A 15,352-nucleotide genomic window follows, 5' to 3' on the forward strand; every position below is an offset into this window, starting at 1 on the left:
GGCTACGCTCCGGTGGGTGGGGACGGCACGGGCGGCAGAAGGATGCCGGGATTGAGGATGCCGGACGGATCGAGCCGGTCCTTGACCGCGTGAAGGACCTCGACGCCCAGAGGACCGATCTCCTGGGCGTACCAGTCGCGGTGGTCCGTCCCGACGCCGTGGTGATGGCTGATGGTGCCGCCCGACGCGAGGATCGCTTCGCCCGCCGCCCGTTTGGCGAGCGCCCAGAGGCCCACCGGATCGTCGCCCTGTGCGCAGAGCACGGTGAAGTACAGCGACGCGCCCGTCGGGTAGACGTGCGAGACATGGCACATGATCACGGGGGGAGCGCCCGCGCCCGCCAGGGTGGTGGAGAGCGCGGTCCGCACGTTCTCGTGGAGCGCGGGAATGCCGGACCAGAACGCGGCGGTCTCCAGTGTCTCGGCGAACGCCCCGATGTCCAGCAGGGCATCGCGCAGATACGGTGCGGAGAAGCGGCCCTCGGTCCACTTCGTACCGGGTGCCTCGCCGAGGAACACCCCACCGCGCTCACGCAGTTCGGCGTGGGTGCGCGTCCTGCGTTCCGGCACCTCCGCCCCGGTGCCCTCGTAGCCGACGACCGCCAGGCAGCCCGTGCCGGGGTCGGGAGCGGTGCCGATGGCGCCGGGGTCGGCCAGGCCGATGGCGGTTTCCGTCTCGTCGGACAGCCGCAGCACGGTGGGCGGCCGCCCCTTCTGGGCGAGCGCCCGCAGCGCGTCCCGGCCCGCCGCGAACGAGCCGAAACTCCAGCCCTCGTAGGCGCGGGTCTCGGGAGCGGGGTGCACGCGTACCGTCACCGACGTGATCACGCCGAACGCGCCCTCGGAGCCCAGCACCAGCTGCCGCAGGTCCGGCCCGGCGGCCGAACGCGGAGCGCGCCCGATGTCCAGGGTCCCTCGGGGGGTGGCCACCCGCAGGGCCGTCACCATGTCGTCGAAGCGGCCGTAGCCCGCCGACGCCTGGCCGCTCGAACGCGCGGCGGCGAATCCGCCGATCGTCGCCCACTCGAAGGACTGGGGGAAGTGGCCGAGGGTGAAGCCCCGTTCGGCGAGGAGCGCCTCGGCCTCGGGCCCCCGCAGCCCGGGTTGCAGGACCGCGGTACCGGAGACGGCGTCCAGGGCGATCAGCCGGTTCATTCTGCGCAGGTCGAGAGCGATGAAACAGCCAGGGGTGGCGGGTGCGAGACCACCGACCACGCTGGTGCCGCCCCCGAAGGGGACGACCGCGACCCGATGCCGGGAGCAGGCCCGCAGAACGGCCACCACCTCGTCGTGGTCGGCCGGCAGGACCACCGCGTCGGGCGCGTCGGCGACCGCGCCGGCACGGATGCGCAGCAGGTCGGTGGTGGACTTGCCGCGCGTGTGGCGGATCCGGCTCTCGGCGTCGGTGAGGACATGTTCCGCTCCCACGATCCGCCTGACCGCTTCCTCGGCGTCGGGAGCCGTCCGGCGGGCGCGCGGCTCCACGGCCGTCAGCTCCACCGGCCGGCCGTCCGCGGGCCGCACGCCGAGCAGTTCGCCCAGTACGTCGGTGATCTGGCGGGGCAGGGGCGCCGCCCTGCCCGGGTCTCCCCATCCGCTCCACAGCATCTGCGCCGGCTCCATCTGTCTCCTCGCTCGTCCTCTGTCCTCGCGGCCGTCGGGCCCGGCTACGGGCGCGCTTCGCTTGCCGTCCCCGTCCCCGTCGTTACACTGTGACATGTGACGCCTAAACGAAACACCCCGCGGGATGACAATCTTGTCCTCGACGCTGCGCGGGACTGCGTCCTCGCGGTCGGTGTGCGACGAACGACCCTGACCGATGTCGCCCGCAGGGCAGGGGTGTCGCGCATGACGCTCTACCGGCGCTGGCCCGACGTCCGCGCACTCGTCGGCGACGTCATGACACGTGAATGGGTGGCGGTCACCCTGGGGGCCGTCCCGCCGGACGACGGCACGCGGCGGACACGGCCCCACCTGGTCGACACTCTCGTGGCCGGACTCCAGGCGCTGCGCGACCACCCCTTGCTGCGCAAGATCCTCGACGTCGACCCCGAACTGCTGCTCCCCTACCTTTTCGACCGGCGCGGCGCGAGCCAGGACAGGGTGCTGGAGTTCATCGAGGACGCCCTGGGGCGTGGGCACGCGGACGGCTCCATCCGCGCGGACCATCCGGTGCGGCAGGCGCGTTGCCTGCTGCTGGTACTCCAGTCGTTCGTGTTCTCGGCGCGGACCATGATCGACGACGCCGACCCCGAGCTCACCGAGGCCGCCTTCCACGGCGAACTCCGGCACCTTCTCGAAAGGACCCTGGCCCCATGAGCCCCGCCGCCCGCCCGGACTTCTCGCTCAACGCGGTACGCCGCTACCGTGAGCTGGCCGAACTGGCGGAGGGGGGAGCGGTCGACGTCCTCGTGGTGGGCCTCGGTGTCACCGGCGCGGGTACGGCGCTGGACGCCGCCTCCCGCGGTCTGTCGGTCGCCGCGATCGACGCGCACGACCTGGCGTTCGGCACCTCTCGCTGGAGTTCCAAGCTCGTCCACGGCGGACTGCGCTATCTGGCGTCGGGCCAGGTGGGCATCGCCCACGAGAGCGCGGTGGAACGCGGGGTGCTGATGGAGCGCACCGCTCCCCATCTCGTGCGCGCCCAGCCCTTCGTCATGCCGCTGACCGCGCTCACCTCACGCCGGAACGCCGCCCTCGCCGAGGCCGGACTGTGGGCGGGCGACCTCCTGCGCGCGGTGGCCGGCACCGCTCGCGGCACGCTGCCGGGCCCGCGTCGCCTGTCCGCCGTCGAGACACTGCGGGCGGCGCCCGGCCTGCGCGGGCACGGTCTGCGCGGCGGACTGTGCTCCTGGGACGGCCGGCTGATCGACGACGCACGGCTCGTCACCGCGATAGCGCGTACCGCCGCCGGTCATGGCGCCCGCGTGCTGACCCGTACGCGCGCGCTGTCCGTCACCGGCACCGGAGCCCTCGTGCGCGACGAACTGACCGGGCAGGAAACCCGGATCCGGGCCCGGATGGTCATCAACGCCACCGGCGTCTGGGCCGGCCGGCTCATCGAGGACATCCGGCTCCGCCCGTCCCGCGGCACCCATCTGGTGCTCCGGGCCGAGAGCCTGGCCGGACTGCACACCGGCCTGCACATCCCCATCCCGGGAGAGACGAGCCGTTTCGTGCTGGTCGTCCCGCAGGACGACGGCAGGGTGTACGTGGGCTTGACCGACGAACCGGTCGACGGCCCCATGCCGGACGTGCCCGAGGTGCCGGAGTCCGACATCGGCTTCCTGCTCGACATCCTGGGGACCGTGCTGGACACGCCGCTTCGCCGCCATGACGTGGTGGGCGCGTTCGCGGGGCTGCGGCCTCTTCTGGACACGTCCCACGGGGTGGAGCCGGCCGGCTCACGGACCTCCGATCTCTCACGCCGGCATGCCGTGGTGACCTCCCGGGAAGGGGTGGTGACCGTCGTCGGCGGCAAGCTCACCACCTACCGCAGGATGGCCCAGGACGCCGTCGACGCCGCACTGGCCGCCTGTCGCCTGAACGCCCCGCCGGGCCGCGGAACCGCCCGCCTTCCCCTGGCCGGCGCCGCTTCACGGGCCACCCTGGCGGCTCTTTCCGCCCCCCGCCGGCTGGTCGAACGCTACGGAACGGAGGCGACCGCGATCCACGCGCTGGGGGAGCGGGAACCACACCTGCGGGCCCCGGTGGCGGACGGCCTGGACGTCACACGGGCCGAACTCGTGTGGGCGGTGCGGCACGAGGGCGCTCTCGACGCCTCCGATCTCCTGGACCGCCGCACGCGCATCGGCCTCGTACCGGCCGACCGCGCCGCCGCGCTGGACGCCGCACACGAGGCTCTGGCAGCGGCTGCGCCTTCCGCCACGGGCAACTGAGCGGGCACCTGCTCCCCCTTGTGGAGCGCGAACCGCTCGCACGCCCGCGGCGACGTCAGCGGTCCTCGGCGTCGCCGAAGAGCAGATCGAGGATGGTGCGGTGATTGGCCCGTACGTGGGCCAGGGCGCGAGCGCGGGCCCGGTCGGGGTCCCCGGAGGCGATGGCCTCGTACAACGCGCGGTGTTCGTCGAGCAGTTCGGGCCACTTCTCGTTCTGCCGGGTGAGCAGGCGCAGCCGTCCGGCGACCGGCTCCATCACGGAGATGAGCAGACTGTTGCCGGCCATGGCCAGTACCCGGTCGTGGAAACGGGTGTTGATGTCGGTGATCCGCTCGGCGTCCCGCACGCGGGTGGCGACGGCGGCCCGGTCGAGCAGTTCCTCCAGCTCCGCGAGGCTGTCGCGGCTCGCGCGTTCCGCCGCGAGGCCGGCGGCATAGACCTCCAGGGCCTCGCGGAGCTCGAAGAGTTCATCGACGTCGGCCGGGGTGAGCCGGCGCACCACCGTACGGCGCGGGGTCTCGAACAGGACGAAACCCTCCGCCACCAGCGCGCGGATGGCCTCCCGCACCGGGACGCGGGAGACCTCGAAGCGCTCGGCGAGTTCGCGTTCGACAAGCCGGTCGCCGGGGCGGAGCCGCCCGGCGATGATGTCCTGCCGCAGCGCGGTCAGTACGCGTTCGCGTACGGCCCCCAGTGGTTCGACGGTGGTCATGGCCCCCATGATCCCCGACTCCACGGGTGTTTTACCGGGCCGTAACGGCCGGGACACGGCCGACGGTGTTCATGGCCGGACCATAACGAGGTGTTTGGTATACCAAAACTCGCCGTTTGTCCCGCTGTCGCCTCAGGGAGGCCCCGTGTCCCTCACCGACCGTGCCGAAACCGCCGGCACCCCCGCGTTCGTCCCTGACCCCCGGCTCACCAACGAGGATCTGGCCCCGGCCGGCGAACGGAAATGGAAGGTCTTCGACCTCTTCGCCCTGTGGATGTCGGATGTCCACAACCTCGGCAACTACACCTTCGCCGCCGGGCTCCTGGTGCTCGGTCTGAACGTCTGGCAGATCTTCACCTCGCTGCTCGTCGGCTTCGTCCTCATCTACCTCGGGATGAATCTGATGGGTCGCATAGGCCAGCGGCACGGCGTGCCGTTCCCGGTGGTCAGCCGCATCAGCTTCGGCATATGGGGAGCCAATGTCCCCGCCCTGATCCGCGCCGTGATCGCCATCATGTGGTACGGCATCCAGACCTATCTGGCCTCCGTCGCGGTCAATGTGATGCTGCTCGCGGCGGTACCGGATCTCGTCTCGTGGACCGAGCACTCCTTCCTCGGGCTCAACGCGCTGGGCTGGGTCTCGTTTCTCGCCCTCTGGGTCGTCCAGGCGCTGATCATCAGCCGCGGCATGGAGTCGGTGCGCAAGTTCCAGGACTTCTGCGGCCCGGCGATCTGGCTGGTGATGATCGTGCTCGCCGTCTGGATCCTCGCCGAGGCCGGCTGGACGATCCCGCTCACCTCCACGCCGAACCCCGTCTCCACCGGGGAGCAGTTCGGCCAGTGGTTCGGCGCGATCGGGCTGATCCTCGCGACCTACGGGACGCTCATGCTCAACTTCTGCGACTTCTCGCGCTTCGCCCCCGACTACCGCACCGTCAAGCGCGGCAACTTCTGGGGGCTGCCCATCAACTCGACGGCGTTCGTCATCGTCTCCGTCATCGTCACGGCCGGATCCATCGAGGTCTTCGGCGAGGCGATCACCGACCCCGCGCTGCTGGTCGCGAAGGTCGGCAACACCTGGGTCCTGGTGCTGGGCGCGCTCACCTTCGCCATCGCCACCATGGGCGTCAATATCGTCGCGAACTTCGTCTCACCCGCGTACGACCTGGCCAATGTCTGGCCACAGAAGATCACCTTCCGTATCGGCGGAATGATCAGCACCGTCGCCGCGCTGCTGGTCACGCCGTGGAACCTCTACTCCAACCCCCATGTCGTGAACTACTTCCTCGGCGGACTCGGCGCCTTTCTCGGGCCGCTGTTCGGTGTGATCATGATCGACTACTACTGGGTCAAGCGCGGCCGCATCGATGTCGGCCAGCTCTTCGACGCGCGGCCGGAGTCCCGCTACTACTACCGCGGGGGCTTCAACCCGAAGGCGCTCTGGGCCTTCCTGCCCTCGGCCGCCGTCGCCGCCGTCCTCGCGCTCGTGCCGTACTTCGGCGACATCGCGCCGTACTCCTGGTTCATCGGCACGGCCGCGGGCGCCGCCCTCTACGCCCTGCTCTGCCGGGCCGAACGCGCCCGGTCCCTCGCCGCAGGGCCGACGGAGGGCTGACCGGCGTGCGGATCCTCGTCACCAACTGCAACACGACCCGGGCGATGACCGAGGAGATCGTGCGCGGAGCCCGCTCCGCCGCCGGACCCGGCACCGCGATCACCGGCCTCACCCCCGCCTGGGGACCGGAGTCCGCCGAGGGCTGGCTCGACAGCTATCTGTCGGCGGCGGCCGTCCTCGACGCGCTGCGCGGGTACGCGGAGGAGCCGTACGACGCCGTCGTCATGGCCGGGTTCGGCGAGCACGGCCGCGAGGGTGCCCGCGAACTCCTCGACGTGCCCGTCGTCGACATCACGGAAGCCGCCGCCCATCTGGCCTGTCTGCTCGGGCGCCGGTACGGCGTCATCACCACACTCGACCGGTCCCGCGGCCAGATCGAGGACAGCCTCCACACGGCCGGAGTCGCCGCGCACTGCGCCGCCGTCGTCGGCACCGGCCTCGGTGTCCTCGATCTCGGCGACGACCGGCGCACCACCGAGGCGTTCCTCGCCGCCGCCGAGCGCGCCGGGGACGCGGGCGCCGAGGTGCTGGTGCTCGGTTGCGCGGGGATGACCGGGCTCCAGCGCACGCTGGGGGACCGGCTGGGGATGCCCGTCGTCGACGGCGTCGGCGCGGCCGTCAGACTCGCCGAGTCGCTGGTGGCACTGGGCCTGCGGACAAGCCGTACGGGAGGGTACGCCCGGCCCCGGCCGAAGCGCCGCACCTGGTCCGCGCCGGGTCCCGGGGGCGGGGGCACGTCGGACCGTTGAGCTGTTGAGCTGTTGAGCTGTTGAGCTGTTGAGCTGTTCGGCGGTGTGGGCGGGGCGGGTGCCGTCCCGGCCGGTGATGATGACGGGGGCGCCACCCCGAAGAGCCGTCCCGTGTGCTCCAGGAGCCACGGGAAGCCTCAGGAATAGGCCGCGCGGGACCCGGGTTGGCACGGTCATCACTGGATCCGAGTCCATGCGGGAGACAACACGATGGTGAATCTGCGGGAATCCGTGGGCCGTTACGGGATCTGGAGCACGGAACTCCGCTCCGAGGACGCCGCCGTGCGCGCGGAAATTCCCGAGGCCGCCGCCGAACTGGAGGAACTCGGCTTCGGCGCCGTCTGGCTGGGCGGCAGCAGCGGTGTCGAGCACGCGGTGCCCCTCATCGAGGCCACCTCCCGGCTCACCGTCGCCACCGGCATCCTCAGCATCTGGCAGTACGAGGCCGACGACGCGGCCGCCCGCTTCCACACGCTGGAATCCGGGCACCCGGGGCGGTTCCTGCTCGGGCTCGGCGCCAGCCACGCCAAGCTCTCCGCGCAGTACCGGCGCCCCTACTCGGCGATGGTCGGCTACCTCGACGCGCTGGACGCGGCAGGAGTGCCGGCCGGGCGGATCGTACTGGCCGCCCTCGGGCCGAAGATGCTCGAACTCTCCCGTGACCGCACGGGCGGCGCGCACCCGTACCTCGTCACCCCCGAACACACCGCCCAGGCCCGTGAACTCCTCGGCCCCGACCCGCTGCTCGCCCCCGAGCTGAAGGTCGTCCTGGACACCGATCCGGACACCGCCCGCGCCGCGGCCCGCGGCTATCTCGCGATGTATCTCGGCCTGCCCAACTACACCAACAGCTTCCTGCGGCTGGGGTTCACCGAGGACGATTTCACCGGCGGCGGCAGCGACCGGCTGATCGACGCCGTCTACGCCTGGGGCGACGCGGCCCGGATCCGGGACCGTATCGACGCCTTCCACACTGCCGGCGCCGACCATGTCGCCCTCCAGATCGTCACGGGTGACAGCGCTCCCGGCGCGCCGGGAGCCCTGCCGCGCGCCGAGTGGCGCCGGCTCGCCGAGGTCCTGTCCTGACACGCGGCATCCGACGCGGCCGGACCGCCGGGGCTCAACCCTCAGGTGGAGGGTGAGACCGGTACCGTCCGGCCGCCGGCGGTTCAGGGCGGGCACGACCGCACCGTAGGCCGACGCGCGCACGCGGCCCGTCGTGGGGAGAGGGGCACCGCCCCTCCGGCGGCGGGGGCCGGTCTCGTTGGCCGGTTGTCGCCATCCTCGGCGCCCGGGGTGTGAAGTCTGTCCCTTTGGATCAAGGTGAGGGAGACGGGCCGAACCCGGCCCGCGTGGACGGTGACCGCGCCTGCCGATCGGAGGGAACTCCCGTGCCTCGTACGGACGCTGTGCGAAGACTCCTGATTCCGGTGGCCGCGGTTCTCGCGCTGGTGCCGCTGCCCACGAGCGCGGGAGCGAGCCCGGCGCCCGCCCCGGCCGCCGTCCAGGACACGCGGCCGCTGGACCGCACCGTCTGGCTGTGCCGACCGGGTCTCGTGAACAACCCCTGCGGGCAGGACGCCGAGGGCATGCCCCGGTCAGCCGGCCCCGAGCTGGTCACCCGCTACCCGAGCGGTGGGACCCGGCTCCTGGACGCCACCCGGTTCACGGCCGGCGCGAGCGGGAGGCGCGAGCCGTTCACCGTCACCGAGAAGCCGCCTGTGGACTGCTTCTCCGTGTATCCGACGGTGGACCTGCTGCCCAATCCACCGCTCCAGACCGGCAGCCTGCCGCCGGCGCCGCGGGATGTCCATCACGCCGTGACGCTCATGCAGAGCGCACGCTTCGCCGGACTGTGCCGGATGTTCGTCCCGGTCTACCGCCAGGTACCGCTGCCCGCTCTGCTCGCCGGGATCGTCGTGGGTTCGGGTGCCGACCTGACCACGGCCACCATGGACATCCGGGACGCCTGGGACGACTACTGGACCCATGACAACCGTGACCCGGAGACCGGCGAGCGGCGCGGGGTCGTCATCCTCGGCCACTCCCAGGGCACCGCCGTCGCCGCCGCGCTGATACGGGAGCGGGTCGACGAACAGCCGGGGGTACGGCGACAACTCGTCGCCGCCGCCCTGCTCGGCGGGAACATCGAGGTGCCCGAGGGCCGGGACGCGGGCGGTGGTGCCGACCCCGCGTCGACGTTCCAGCACATCCCCGCCTGCCGGAGACCCGGCGGCGCCCCGATGCCCACCGGCTGCGTGGTCTCGTACGCCGCCTACTCCCTGCCCCGGGGCTCCCTGCCGGCCGTGATCGGCAGAACGACGAGCCCCGGTCACCGCGTGGTCTGCGTCAACCCGGCGGCGCTGCTGCGCGGCGAGGCCGCCGGCGCCCGCGTACCGCTCGATCTGTATCTGCCCACCCGGCGGCTGATCGGCGGCAACGCACTGCTGCCGAACGGACCTCTGGCGGTGCCCCTGAACGGCTACCAACTCCCGGACCTGGCCACGGGCTTCGCCCGCCACCCCGACGCGCTCACGGGGGAGTGCGCCCATGCCACCGACGGAACGGTCAGCGCCGACTGGCTCCAGGTCCGCGGGGACCTCTCGCACTTCCCCGCCTCCGCGCCCGCCGGACTGACCGGTCTGCACGCCATGGACTTCAACGTGGCCCAGGGGGACCTCGTCGCCCTGGCGACGGCGCAGACCCGCGCGTGGCTGGAGCGTCGGCGCCCATGACCGTCCGGACCTCATAACGGTCCGGAACCCATCACCGTACGGACTCCATGACCGGGCGGACCTCACGACCGTACGGACCCGAGGCCGGACGGCCGCGCCGCGGCGTCATGGAGCGGCGGCGCGACCGAGCCGGTGAAGGAGCGGACAGGGAGGGGATCCGGCCGGACCGCTATTCGATGACCAGCTCGACCGGGATGTTGCCCCGAGTGGCGTTGGAGTACGGGCAGACCTGGTGGGCCTGGTCGACGAGTTCCTGGCCCAGCGGGCCTTCGAGGTGCTCGGGCAGCTCGACCCGCAGGACGACGGAGAGCCCGAAGCCCGAGGCCACATCGCCGCCGATGCCGACCTCGGCCGTCACGGACGCGTCCTTGGTGTCATGACCGCCCGCACGGCCGACCGCGCCCAGAGCGCTGGCGAAACAGGCGGCGTAGCCGGCGGCGAAGAGCTGCTCGGGGTTGGTGCCCTTGCCGCTGCCGCCCATTTCGCGCGGCGGCGCCAGCTGGACGTCCAGCAGACCGTCGGAGCTGACGGCCCGGCCGTCGCGGCCGTTCGCGGTGGCGATGGCGGTGTAGTGCGTCGTGGTCATCGGATCTCCTCAGGAGTGATGCGGCATGGCTGGGGACCGGTCGGCGACGGGGGCGCCGGCCGATCCCCGCAGAAACAGTGTAGCGCAATTCAATTGCACACAACTAAAGAGTACGATGGCCTTATGGATCGCTCAGCGGACACAGCCCTGGAAGGCGGGGCGGCACAACCCCTCCCGTCGGTACACGGGGCGGCGGGCTCGGAGGAGCTGCTGCGCCTGGACCGTCAGGTGTGCTTCGCGCTGCACGCGGCCTCCCGCGCGTTCGACGCGCTCTACCGGCCGCTTCTGGGGGAGTTGGGCCTCACCTATCCGCAGTACCTGGCGATGCTCGCCCTCTGGGAGCACGACGTGCTGACCGTCAAGGAACTGGGCCTCGCCCTCCGCCTCGACTCCGGAACCCTCTCGCCCCTGCTCAAGCGGCTGGAAGCGGCCGGGCTCGTGGTGCGCGAGCGCAGCCGCAGCGACGAACGCTCGGTCAGCGTCCGTCTGACGACCTCGGGGGCCGCGCTCAAGCGGCGCGCCCGCGTACTGCCCGAGACGATTCTCAGCTCGACCGGCTTCGACGAGGGTGAACTCACCGCGCTGCACCGGACGCTCGGCAGACTCACCGCCGCTCTGGACGGTGCCGCCGCGCGTCGTTCCTGACTCTCGTCCCCACGGGATGTCCGCACGGGATGTGCGTACGGCGCCGGCGCCGAACGGCCGCTCCGCGAGATGTGCCGCACAGAGGTGTGCCACAGAGTGGGGGGTGGGGGAGGGCGGGACCGAACCGAGAGGACGCGCGGACATGCTGGCAGTGGAGTACGCGGAGTACGGCGACCCGTCGGTTCTCGGGGTGGCCACCATGCCGGAACCGCACGCCGGTCCGGGACAGGTCCGCATCGCGGTGTACGCCGCCGGGGTGAACCCTGTCGACTGGCGGACGCGGGCAGGACAGCTCAAGGAACTGATGCCGCAGAAACTGCCCGCGATTCCCGGCAAGGAGGCGGCCGGTGTCGTCGACGAGGTCGGCGAGGGCGTCGACGCGGTCGCCGTGGGGGACGAGGTGTTCGGGCTCGGCGCCGCGACCTCCGCGCAGTTCGCCGTCCTGGACCACTTCGCCCCGAAGCCCGCCTCGCTGGACTGGTCGCAGGCGGGCGGGCTCGCGTTCGGCGCGGAGACCGCGGCGCGCGCCCTGGAGCTTCTCGGCCCGTCCCCCGGACAGACGCTGCTGATCGACGGCGCCGCGGGCGGGGTGGGCAGTGCCGCCGCGCAGTTCGCGCTCGCGGACGGAGTCGCCGTCATCGGCACGGCCGGTGAGTCCAACCACGCGTATCTGCGCTCCCTCGGCGCCGAGCCCACCACCTACGGGCCGGGCCTGCCCGAGCGCGTGGCCGCCCTGGCCCCGAACGGGGTCGACGCCGCGCTCGACACCGTCGGCAAGGGAGGCCTGCCGGATCTGGTCGCGATCACCGGTTCCCCCGACAAGGTGGTGACCATCGCCGATCTCTCCGCCGCCGAGCAGGGCGTACGGGTCACCACCACGGCGTCGGCGTTCGGCGCCCTGGCCAGGGCCGCACGCCTCGCCGACGAGGGGAAGTTCGGCATCCGTATCGCCGCGGAGTTCACGCTCGCCGACGTGGCGAAGGCCCACGAGATCAGCCAGGGCGGGCACGCCATGGGCAAGGTCGTCCTGCGACTGACCGGAGTCTGAGACAAGGGAGACGAGGGAGACGCGGGTGCGGTGCTCGGCCGGCTGCCGGGCACTGGCATGATCGGTGGCATGGCTGAACGCGTTATCGCCGCGTGTGACGGGGCGTCGAAAGGAAATCCCGGGCCCGCCGGCTGGGCCTGGGTCATCGCCGAGGGCGACGGGAACTCCGTACGGTGGGAGGCGGGCCCGTTGGGCACGGCGACCAACAACGTCGCGGAACTCACCGCACTGGAGCGCTTGCTGACGGCCGCCGACCCCGGCGTCCCGCTGGAGATCCGGATGGACTCCCAGTACGCCATGAAGGCGGTCACGACCTGGCTGCCCGGCTGGAAGCGCAAGGGCTGGAAGACGTCCGCGGGCAAGCCCGTGGCCAACCAGGAACTGGTCGTCCGCATCGACGCGCTGCTCACGGGGCGCTCGGTGGAGTTCCGGTATGTGCCCGCGCACCAGGTGAACGGCGACCGGTTCAACGACTTCGCCGACCGGGCCGCCAGCCAGGCGGCGATCGCCCAGGCAGCCGCGGGCAGCGCGTACGACTCCCCGGAGCCGCCGGCCGCGCCCGACACCGTACGCTCCGGCGGCGCCCGGGGCCGCGCCTCAGGCGCCGGCGCGGGCGGTGCGGCGAAGGCGGCCCCGTCGCGGCAGCGCACCGCAGGGAGCTCGAAGAGGACACTCAACGCCAAGTTCCCCGGCCGCTGCCGTTGTGGGCGCTCCTACGCCGCCGGTGAACCCATCGCCAAGAACCCGGACGGCTGGGGCCACCCGGCCTGCGCCACGGCGACGACGCCCGCCCAGGCGTAGGCCCTGTCCGCACGCCGTCCCGGAGAACCGGCCGGACGTCAGCGGTCCGCCGCGCCGAACAGCCGCCGCGCCAGGGGGTCCCCGTCCAGGAACGCGGCCAGTTGCTCGCGGTCCGGCGCGGTGGCGGGGCCGCGGTGTCCCACCGCGTACGCCGCCGCCGCGTTGGCGCCGCGCGCGGCCGTCAGCGGGTCGTGGCCCTGGCCGAGCAGGGCCAGGAACGAGCCGACGTGCGCGTCCCCCGCCCCGTTGCTGTCGACGGCGTCGACCGGGAACCCCGGCACATGCCGCGGCGCCTCACCGGGCGCCGCCAGCCAGCAGCCGTCCCTGTCGGCCCGTACGAGCACCCCCGCGCCCGGCGCCAGCCGTTCCCGCAGCGCCGCGGCCGCCGTGCGCGGATCCTCGTGGCCGGTCATCAGCCGGGCCTCGCGGGCATTGCCGCTGAGCCAGTCCGTACGGGCCAGGACCGGGGCGAGGACCGCCTCGGGGATGTCGGCCACCAGCGGCGCCGGGTCGAAACAGACCATGATGTCCGCCGGCAGCCCCACCGCGAAGCGGGACAGCAGCGGGCCGTTGACCGGCATCACCAGCCCATAGCCGGAGAGCTGCACCACATCGCCGGGGAGCAGCCGCGCGGCGACCGCCTCGACATCCGCCCGTGTCAGTTCCGCGTCGACCCCGAAGCTGGTGACGAAGGTACGTTCGCCGCCGCCGTCGACCAGGGCCACGGTGAAGCCGGTGTCGCCGTCGGTACGGGTGGGCAGCAGCGTTCCGATGTGTTCGGCGGCGAGCGCCTCGCGCACGAGATCGCCGTACGGCCCCGTGCCGTGCAGTCCGGCGAAGACCGCTTCCGTACCGAGACGGCGGGCCGCGACCAGGGTGTTGAAACCGCCGCCCGCGGTCAGTTCCGTACGTGTGCCGATGACGTCGCCGCCGCGTTCGGGCAGCGCGGGGATCTCGATCACCAGATCGGCGATGACATTCCCGGCGAGGACGAGACGGCCGCTCATCGTCCGGCCTCCTGGAGTCCGGGGGAGACGGGCTCGTTCCCGGTGCCGGCCGCGGCGCCGGTACGGCGGCCGGACAGCGCGTACACCGCCGCGCCGACGGCCATCGAGATCGCCCAGCCCAGCCCGTTCACACCGAACCAGGTGTCGGAGAGCGGGCCCGCGAACCAGACGTCGGTCTCGCTCGTCGACGCCTCGGTGAAGAGCAGACCGGCCACGATGGCGACGGCCCAGCCGAGGACGGCGGGAAGGTGGAAGCCGCCCGCGTACCAGTACCGGCTGGTGCGGGTGGTGTCCATCAGCGCCTCGGAGTCGTACGTGCGCCCGCGCAGCGAGTCCACCGCGATCACCCCGATCCAGGCCGAGATGGGTACGGCCAGCAGGGTCAGGAAGGTGGAGAAGGGGCCGTAGAAGTCGTCGGCGATCAGCATGAAGTAGATACCGCCGGCGAACATCAGCACCACATCGAGGGCGACGGCCACCGGGCGCGGCACTCGCAGCCCCAGGGTGATCATCGTCAGTCCGGCGGAGTAGGTGGAGAGGTGGTTCGACATCAGCAGTCCGCCGAAGGCCGCGATCAGATAGGGGATCGCCATCCAGGAGGGCAGCATCGCGTTGATGGCGGCGACCGGGTCGAAGGCCGTGGCGAGCGTCGGATCGCCCGCGGCGAGCAGTGAGCCGAGCGAGATCAGCAGCACGAGCGGGATGCCCGCGCCGAACGCAGAGGCCACGATCAGCCGCCTGCCCGGAATCTCACGGGGCAGATAACGGGCGTAGTCCGCGCCCGCGTTGGCCCAGCCGATCCCGGTGCCCGCCGCGATGAAGCCGATGCCCGCGATCACACCGCTGGTCGGACCGGTCGGGGCGTCGAGGACCTCGGTCCAGTCGACGGTGGCGACCAGGAAGCCCATCACGATCAGATTGAGGACGCCGAAGACGACCGTGGCCCACTTGTTGATCCACATGATGGTGGCGTGGCCGAGACCGCTGATCAGCAGCGTGCAGGCGATGAAGACCAGCAGACAGACGAGTGTGAGCACGGTGTTCCGGCCGACTCCGAACGCGATGCCGAGCAGCGCGAGCAGCGCGTACGCCGCGGTGGTCGTCGTGATCGTCTCCCAGCCGACCCGGCTCAGCCAGGTGATCAGGGTCGGACCCGCGTTGCCCCGCTGTCCGAAGACCGCGCGGGAGAGGGTGAGCGCCGGGGCGCCGCCCTTCTTGCCCGCCAGGCTCAGGGCCCCCACCAGCGCGAAGGAGCCGAAGGCGCCGACGACGGCGACGAGCACCGCCTGCCAGATGTTCAGGCCGCGGAAGGCGACGAGGGTCGCGCCGAGCGGGAGCCCGAGGATGCTGATGTTGGCGGCGAACCAGGTCCAGAACATCTGGCCGGCCTGGCCGTGGCGCTCGTTGTCGGGGACCGGTTCGATCCCTCGGGTCTCGATGGCACCGACGCGATCGTTCGTCTTCGAAGCGGCCATGACGGAACCTCCTAGCAAGGTGCGAAGGGGTGGATGGGGAAAGGGGTGGACGGGGAAAGCGGAGGAGCGGGTTCCTGGGGA

The 15,352-nt window shown here is 72.1% G+C and carries 14 protein-coding genes; 9 read left to right on the forward strand and 5 right to left on the reverse strand.

All coding sequences use genetic code 11. From position 1 onward, the window contains the following. Nucleotides 1–2 precede the first annotated feature (2 nt). Nucleotides 3–1,622, reverse strand: a complete 1,620-nt coding sequence (locus CU044_RS01330) for an FAD-binding oxidoreductase (protein ID WP_129766481.1) — start codon at nt 1,620–1,622, stop codon at nt 3–5. A gap of 96 nt (nt 1,623–1,718) precedes the next feature. Between CU044_RS01330 and CU044_RS01335 the strand changes: the two genes are divergently transcribed. Both CU044_RS01335 and CU044_RS01340 read left to right on the forward strand, forming a co-directional pair. Next, nucleotides 1,719–2,318, forward strand: coding sequence for a TetR/AcrR family transcriptional regulator (locus CU044_RS01335; RefSeq protein WP_129766482.1), 600 nt, complete (start codon nt 1,719–1,721; stop codon nt 2,316–2,318). Continuing rightward, nucleotides 2,315–3,898 (forward strand): glycerol-3-phosphate dehydrogenase/oxidase, encoded by a 1,584-nt coding sequence (locus tag CU044_RS01340; protein WP_129766483.1) that lies wholly within the window; start codon nt 2,315–2,317, stop codon nt 3,896–3,898. The genes CU044_RS01335 and CU044_RS01340 overlap by 4 nt, the downstream gene beginning before the upstream one ends. 55 nt (nt 3,899–3,953) lie before the next feature. Here the strand turns inward: CU044_RS01340 and CU044_RS01345 are convergent, their stop codons facing one another. Further along, complete coding sequence (locus CU044_RS01345) at nt 3,954–4,610, reverse strand: GntR family transcriptional regulator (protein WP_193563841.1); 657 nt, start codon at nt 4,608–4,610, stop codon at nt 3,954–3,956. 145 nt (nt 4,611–4,755) lie between these two features. On the opposite strand from CU044_RS01345, the gene CU044_RS01350 reads away from it, so the two are divergent. From CU044_RS01350 to CU044_RS01365, 4 genes are all read left to right on the forward strand, one after another. Further along, a complete protein-coding gene (locus CU044_RS01350; protein ID WP_129766485.1) occupies nt 4,756–6,225 on the forward strand; it encodes an NCS1 family nucleobase:cation symporter-1 in 1,470 nt (489 codons plus the stop codon). Between the two features lie 5 nt (nt 6,226–6,230). Next, nucleotides 6,231–6,974 carry an aspartate/glutamate racemase family protein gene (locus tag CU044_RS01355; protein WP_129766486.1) on the forward strand — a complete coding sequence of 248 codons (744 nt, stop codon included), beginning with the start codon at nt 6,231–6,233 and terminating at the stop codon, nt 6,972–6,974. A gap of 210 nt (nt 6,975–7,184) precedes the next feature. Next, nucleotides 7,185–8,060, forward strand: a complete 876-nt coding sequence (locus CU044_RS01360) for an LLM class F420-dependent oxidoreductase (RefSeq protein ID WP_129766487.1) — start codon at nt 7,185–7,187, stop codon at nt 8,058–8,060. A gap of 305 nt (nt 8,061–8,365) precedes the next feature. Further along, nucleotides 8,366–9,709, forward strand: coding sequence for a DUF3089 domain-containing protein (locus tag CU044_RS01365; RefSeq protein ID WP_129766488.1), 1,344 nt, complete (start codon nt 8,366–8,368; stop codon nt 9,707–9,709). 169 nt (nt 9,710–9,878) lie between these two features. On the opposite strand, the gene CU044_RS01370 is transcribed toward CU044_RS01365, so the two are convergent. After that, nucleotides 9,879–10,295 (reverse strand): organic hydroperoxide resistance protein, encoded by a 417-nt coding sequence (locus CU044_RS01370; RefSeq protein WP_129766489.1) that lies wholly within the window; start codon nt 10,293–10,295, stop codon nt 9,879–9,881. Nucleotides 10,296–10,418: 123 nt separating this feature from the next. Between CU044_RS01370 and CU044_RS01375 the strand changes: the two genes are divergently transcribed. The 3 genes from CU044_RS01375 (at nt 10,419) to CU044_RS01385 (ending at nt 12,789) form a co-directional block, all read left to right on the forward strand. After that, on the forward strand, nt 10,419–10,940 hold the full coding sequence (locus CU044_RS01375; protein WP_129766490.1) for a MarR family transcriptional regulator: 522 nt from the start codon (nt 10,419–10,421) through the stop codon (nt 10,938–10,940). 142 nt (nt 10,941–11,082) lie between these two features. Then, complete coding sequence (locus tag CU044_RS01380) at nt 11,083–11,988, forward strand: NADP-dependent oxidoreductase (protein WP_129766491.1); 906 nt, start codon at nt 11,083–11,085, stop codon at nt 11,986–11,988. A 57-nt stretch (nt 11,989–12,045) separates the two neighbouring features. After that, nucleotides 12,046–12,789: a ribonuclease H gene (locus tag CU044_RS01385; protein ID WP_129766665.1), complete on the forward strand. Its 744-nt coding sequence runs from the start codon at nt 12,046–12,048 to the stop codon at nt 12,787–12,789. Between the two features lie 38 nt (nt 12,790–12,827). On the opposite strand, the gene CU044_RS01390 is transcribed toward CU044_RS01385, so the two are convergent. Together CU044_RS01390 and CU044_RS01395 are read right to left on the reverse strand one after the other, a co-directional pair. Next, nucleotides 12,828–13,796 carry a PfkB family carbohydrate kinase gene (locus tag CU044_RS01390; protein ID WP_129766492.1) on the reverse strand — a complete coding sequence of 323 codons (969 nt, stop codon included), beginning with the start codon at nt 13,794–13,796 and terminating at the stop codon, nt 12,828–12,830. Further along, nucleotides 13,793–15,271, reverse strand: a complete 1,479-nt coding sequence (locus tag CU044_RS01395) for a cytosine permease (protein WP_129766493.1) — start codon at nt 15,269–15,271, stop codon at nt 13,793–13,795. Before CU044_RS01395 ends, CU044_RS01390 begins: the two co-directional genes overlap by 4 nt. Nucleotides 15,272–15,352: the final 81 nt, after the last annotated feature.

Origin of the sequence: Streptomyces sp. L-9-10 (assembly GCF_004151105.1) — a bacterium.
In the GTDB taxonomy this organism is placed as follows: Bacteria; Actinomycetota; Actinomycetes; order Streptomycetales; family Streptomycetaceae; genus Streptomyces.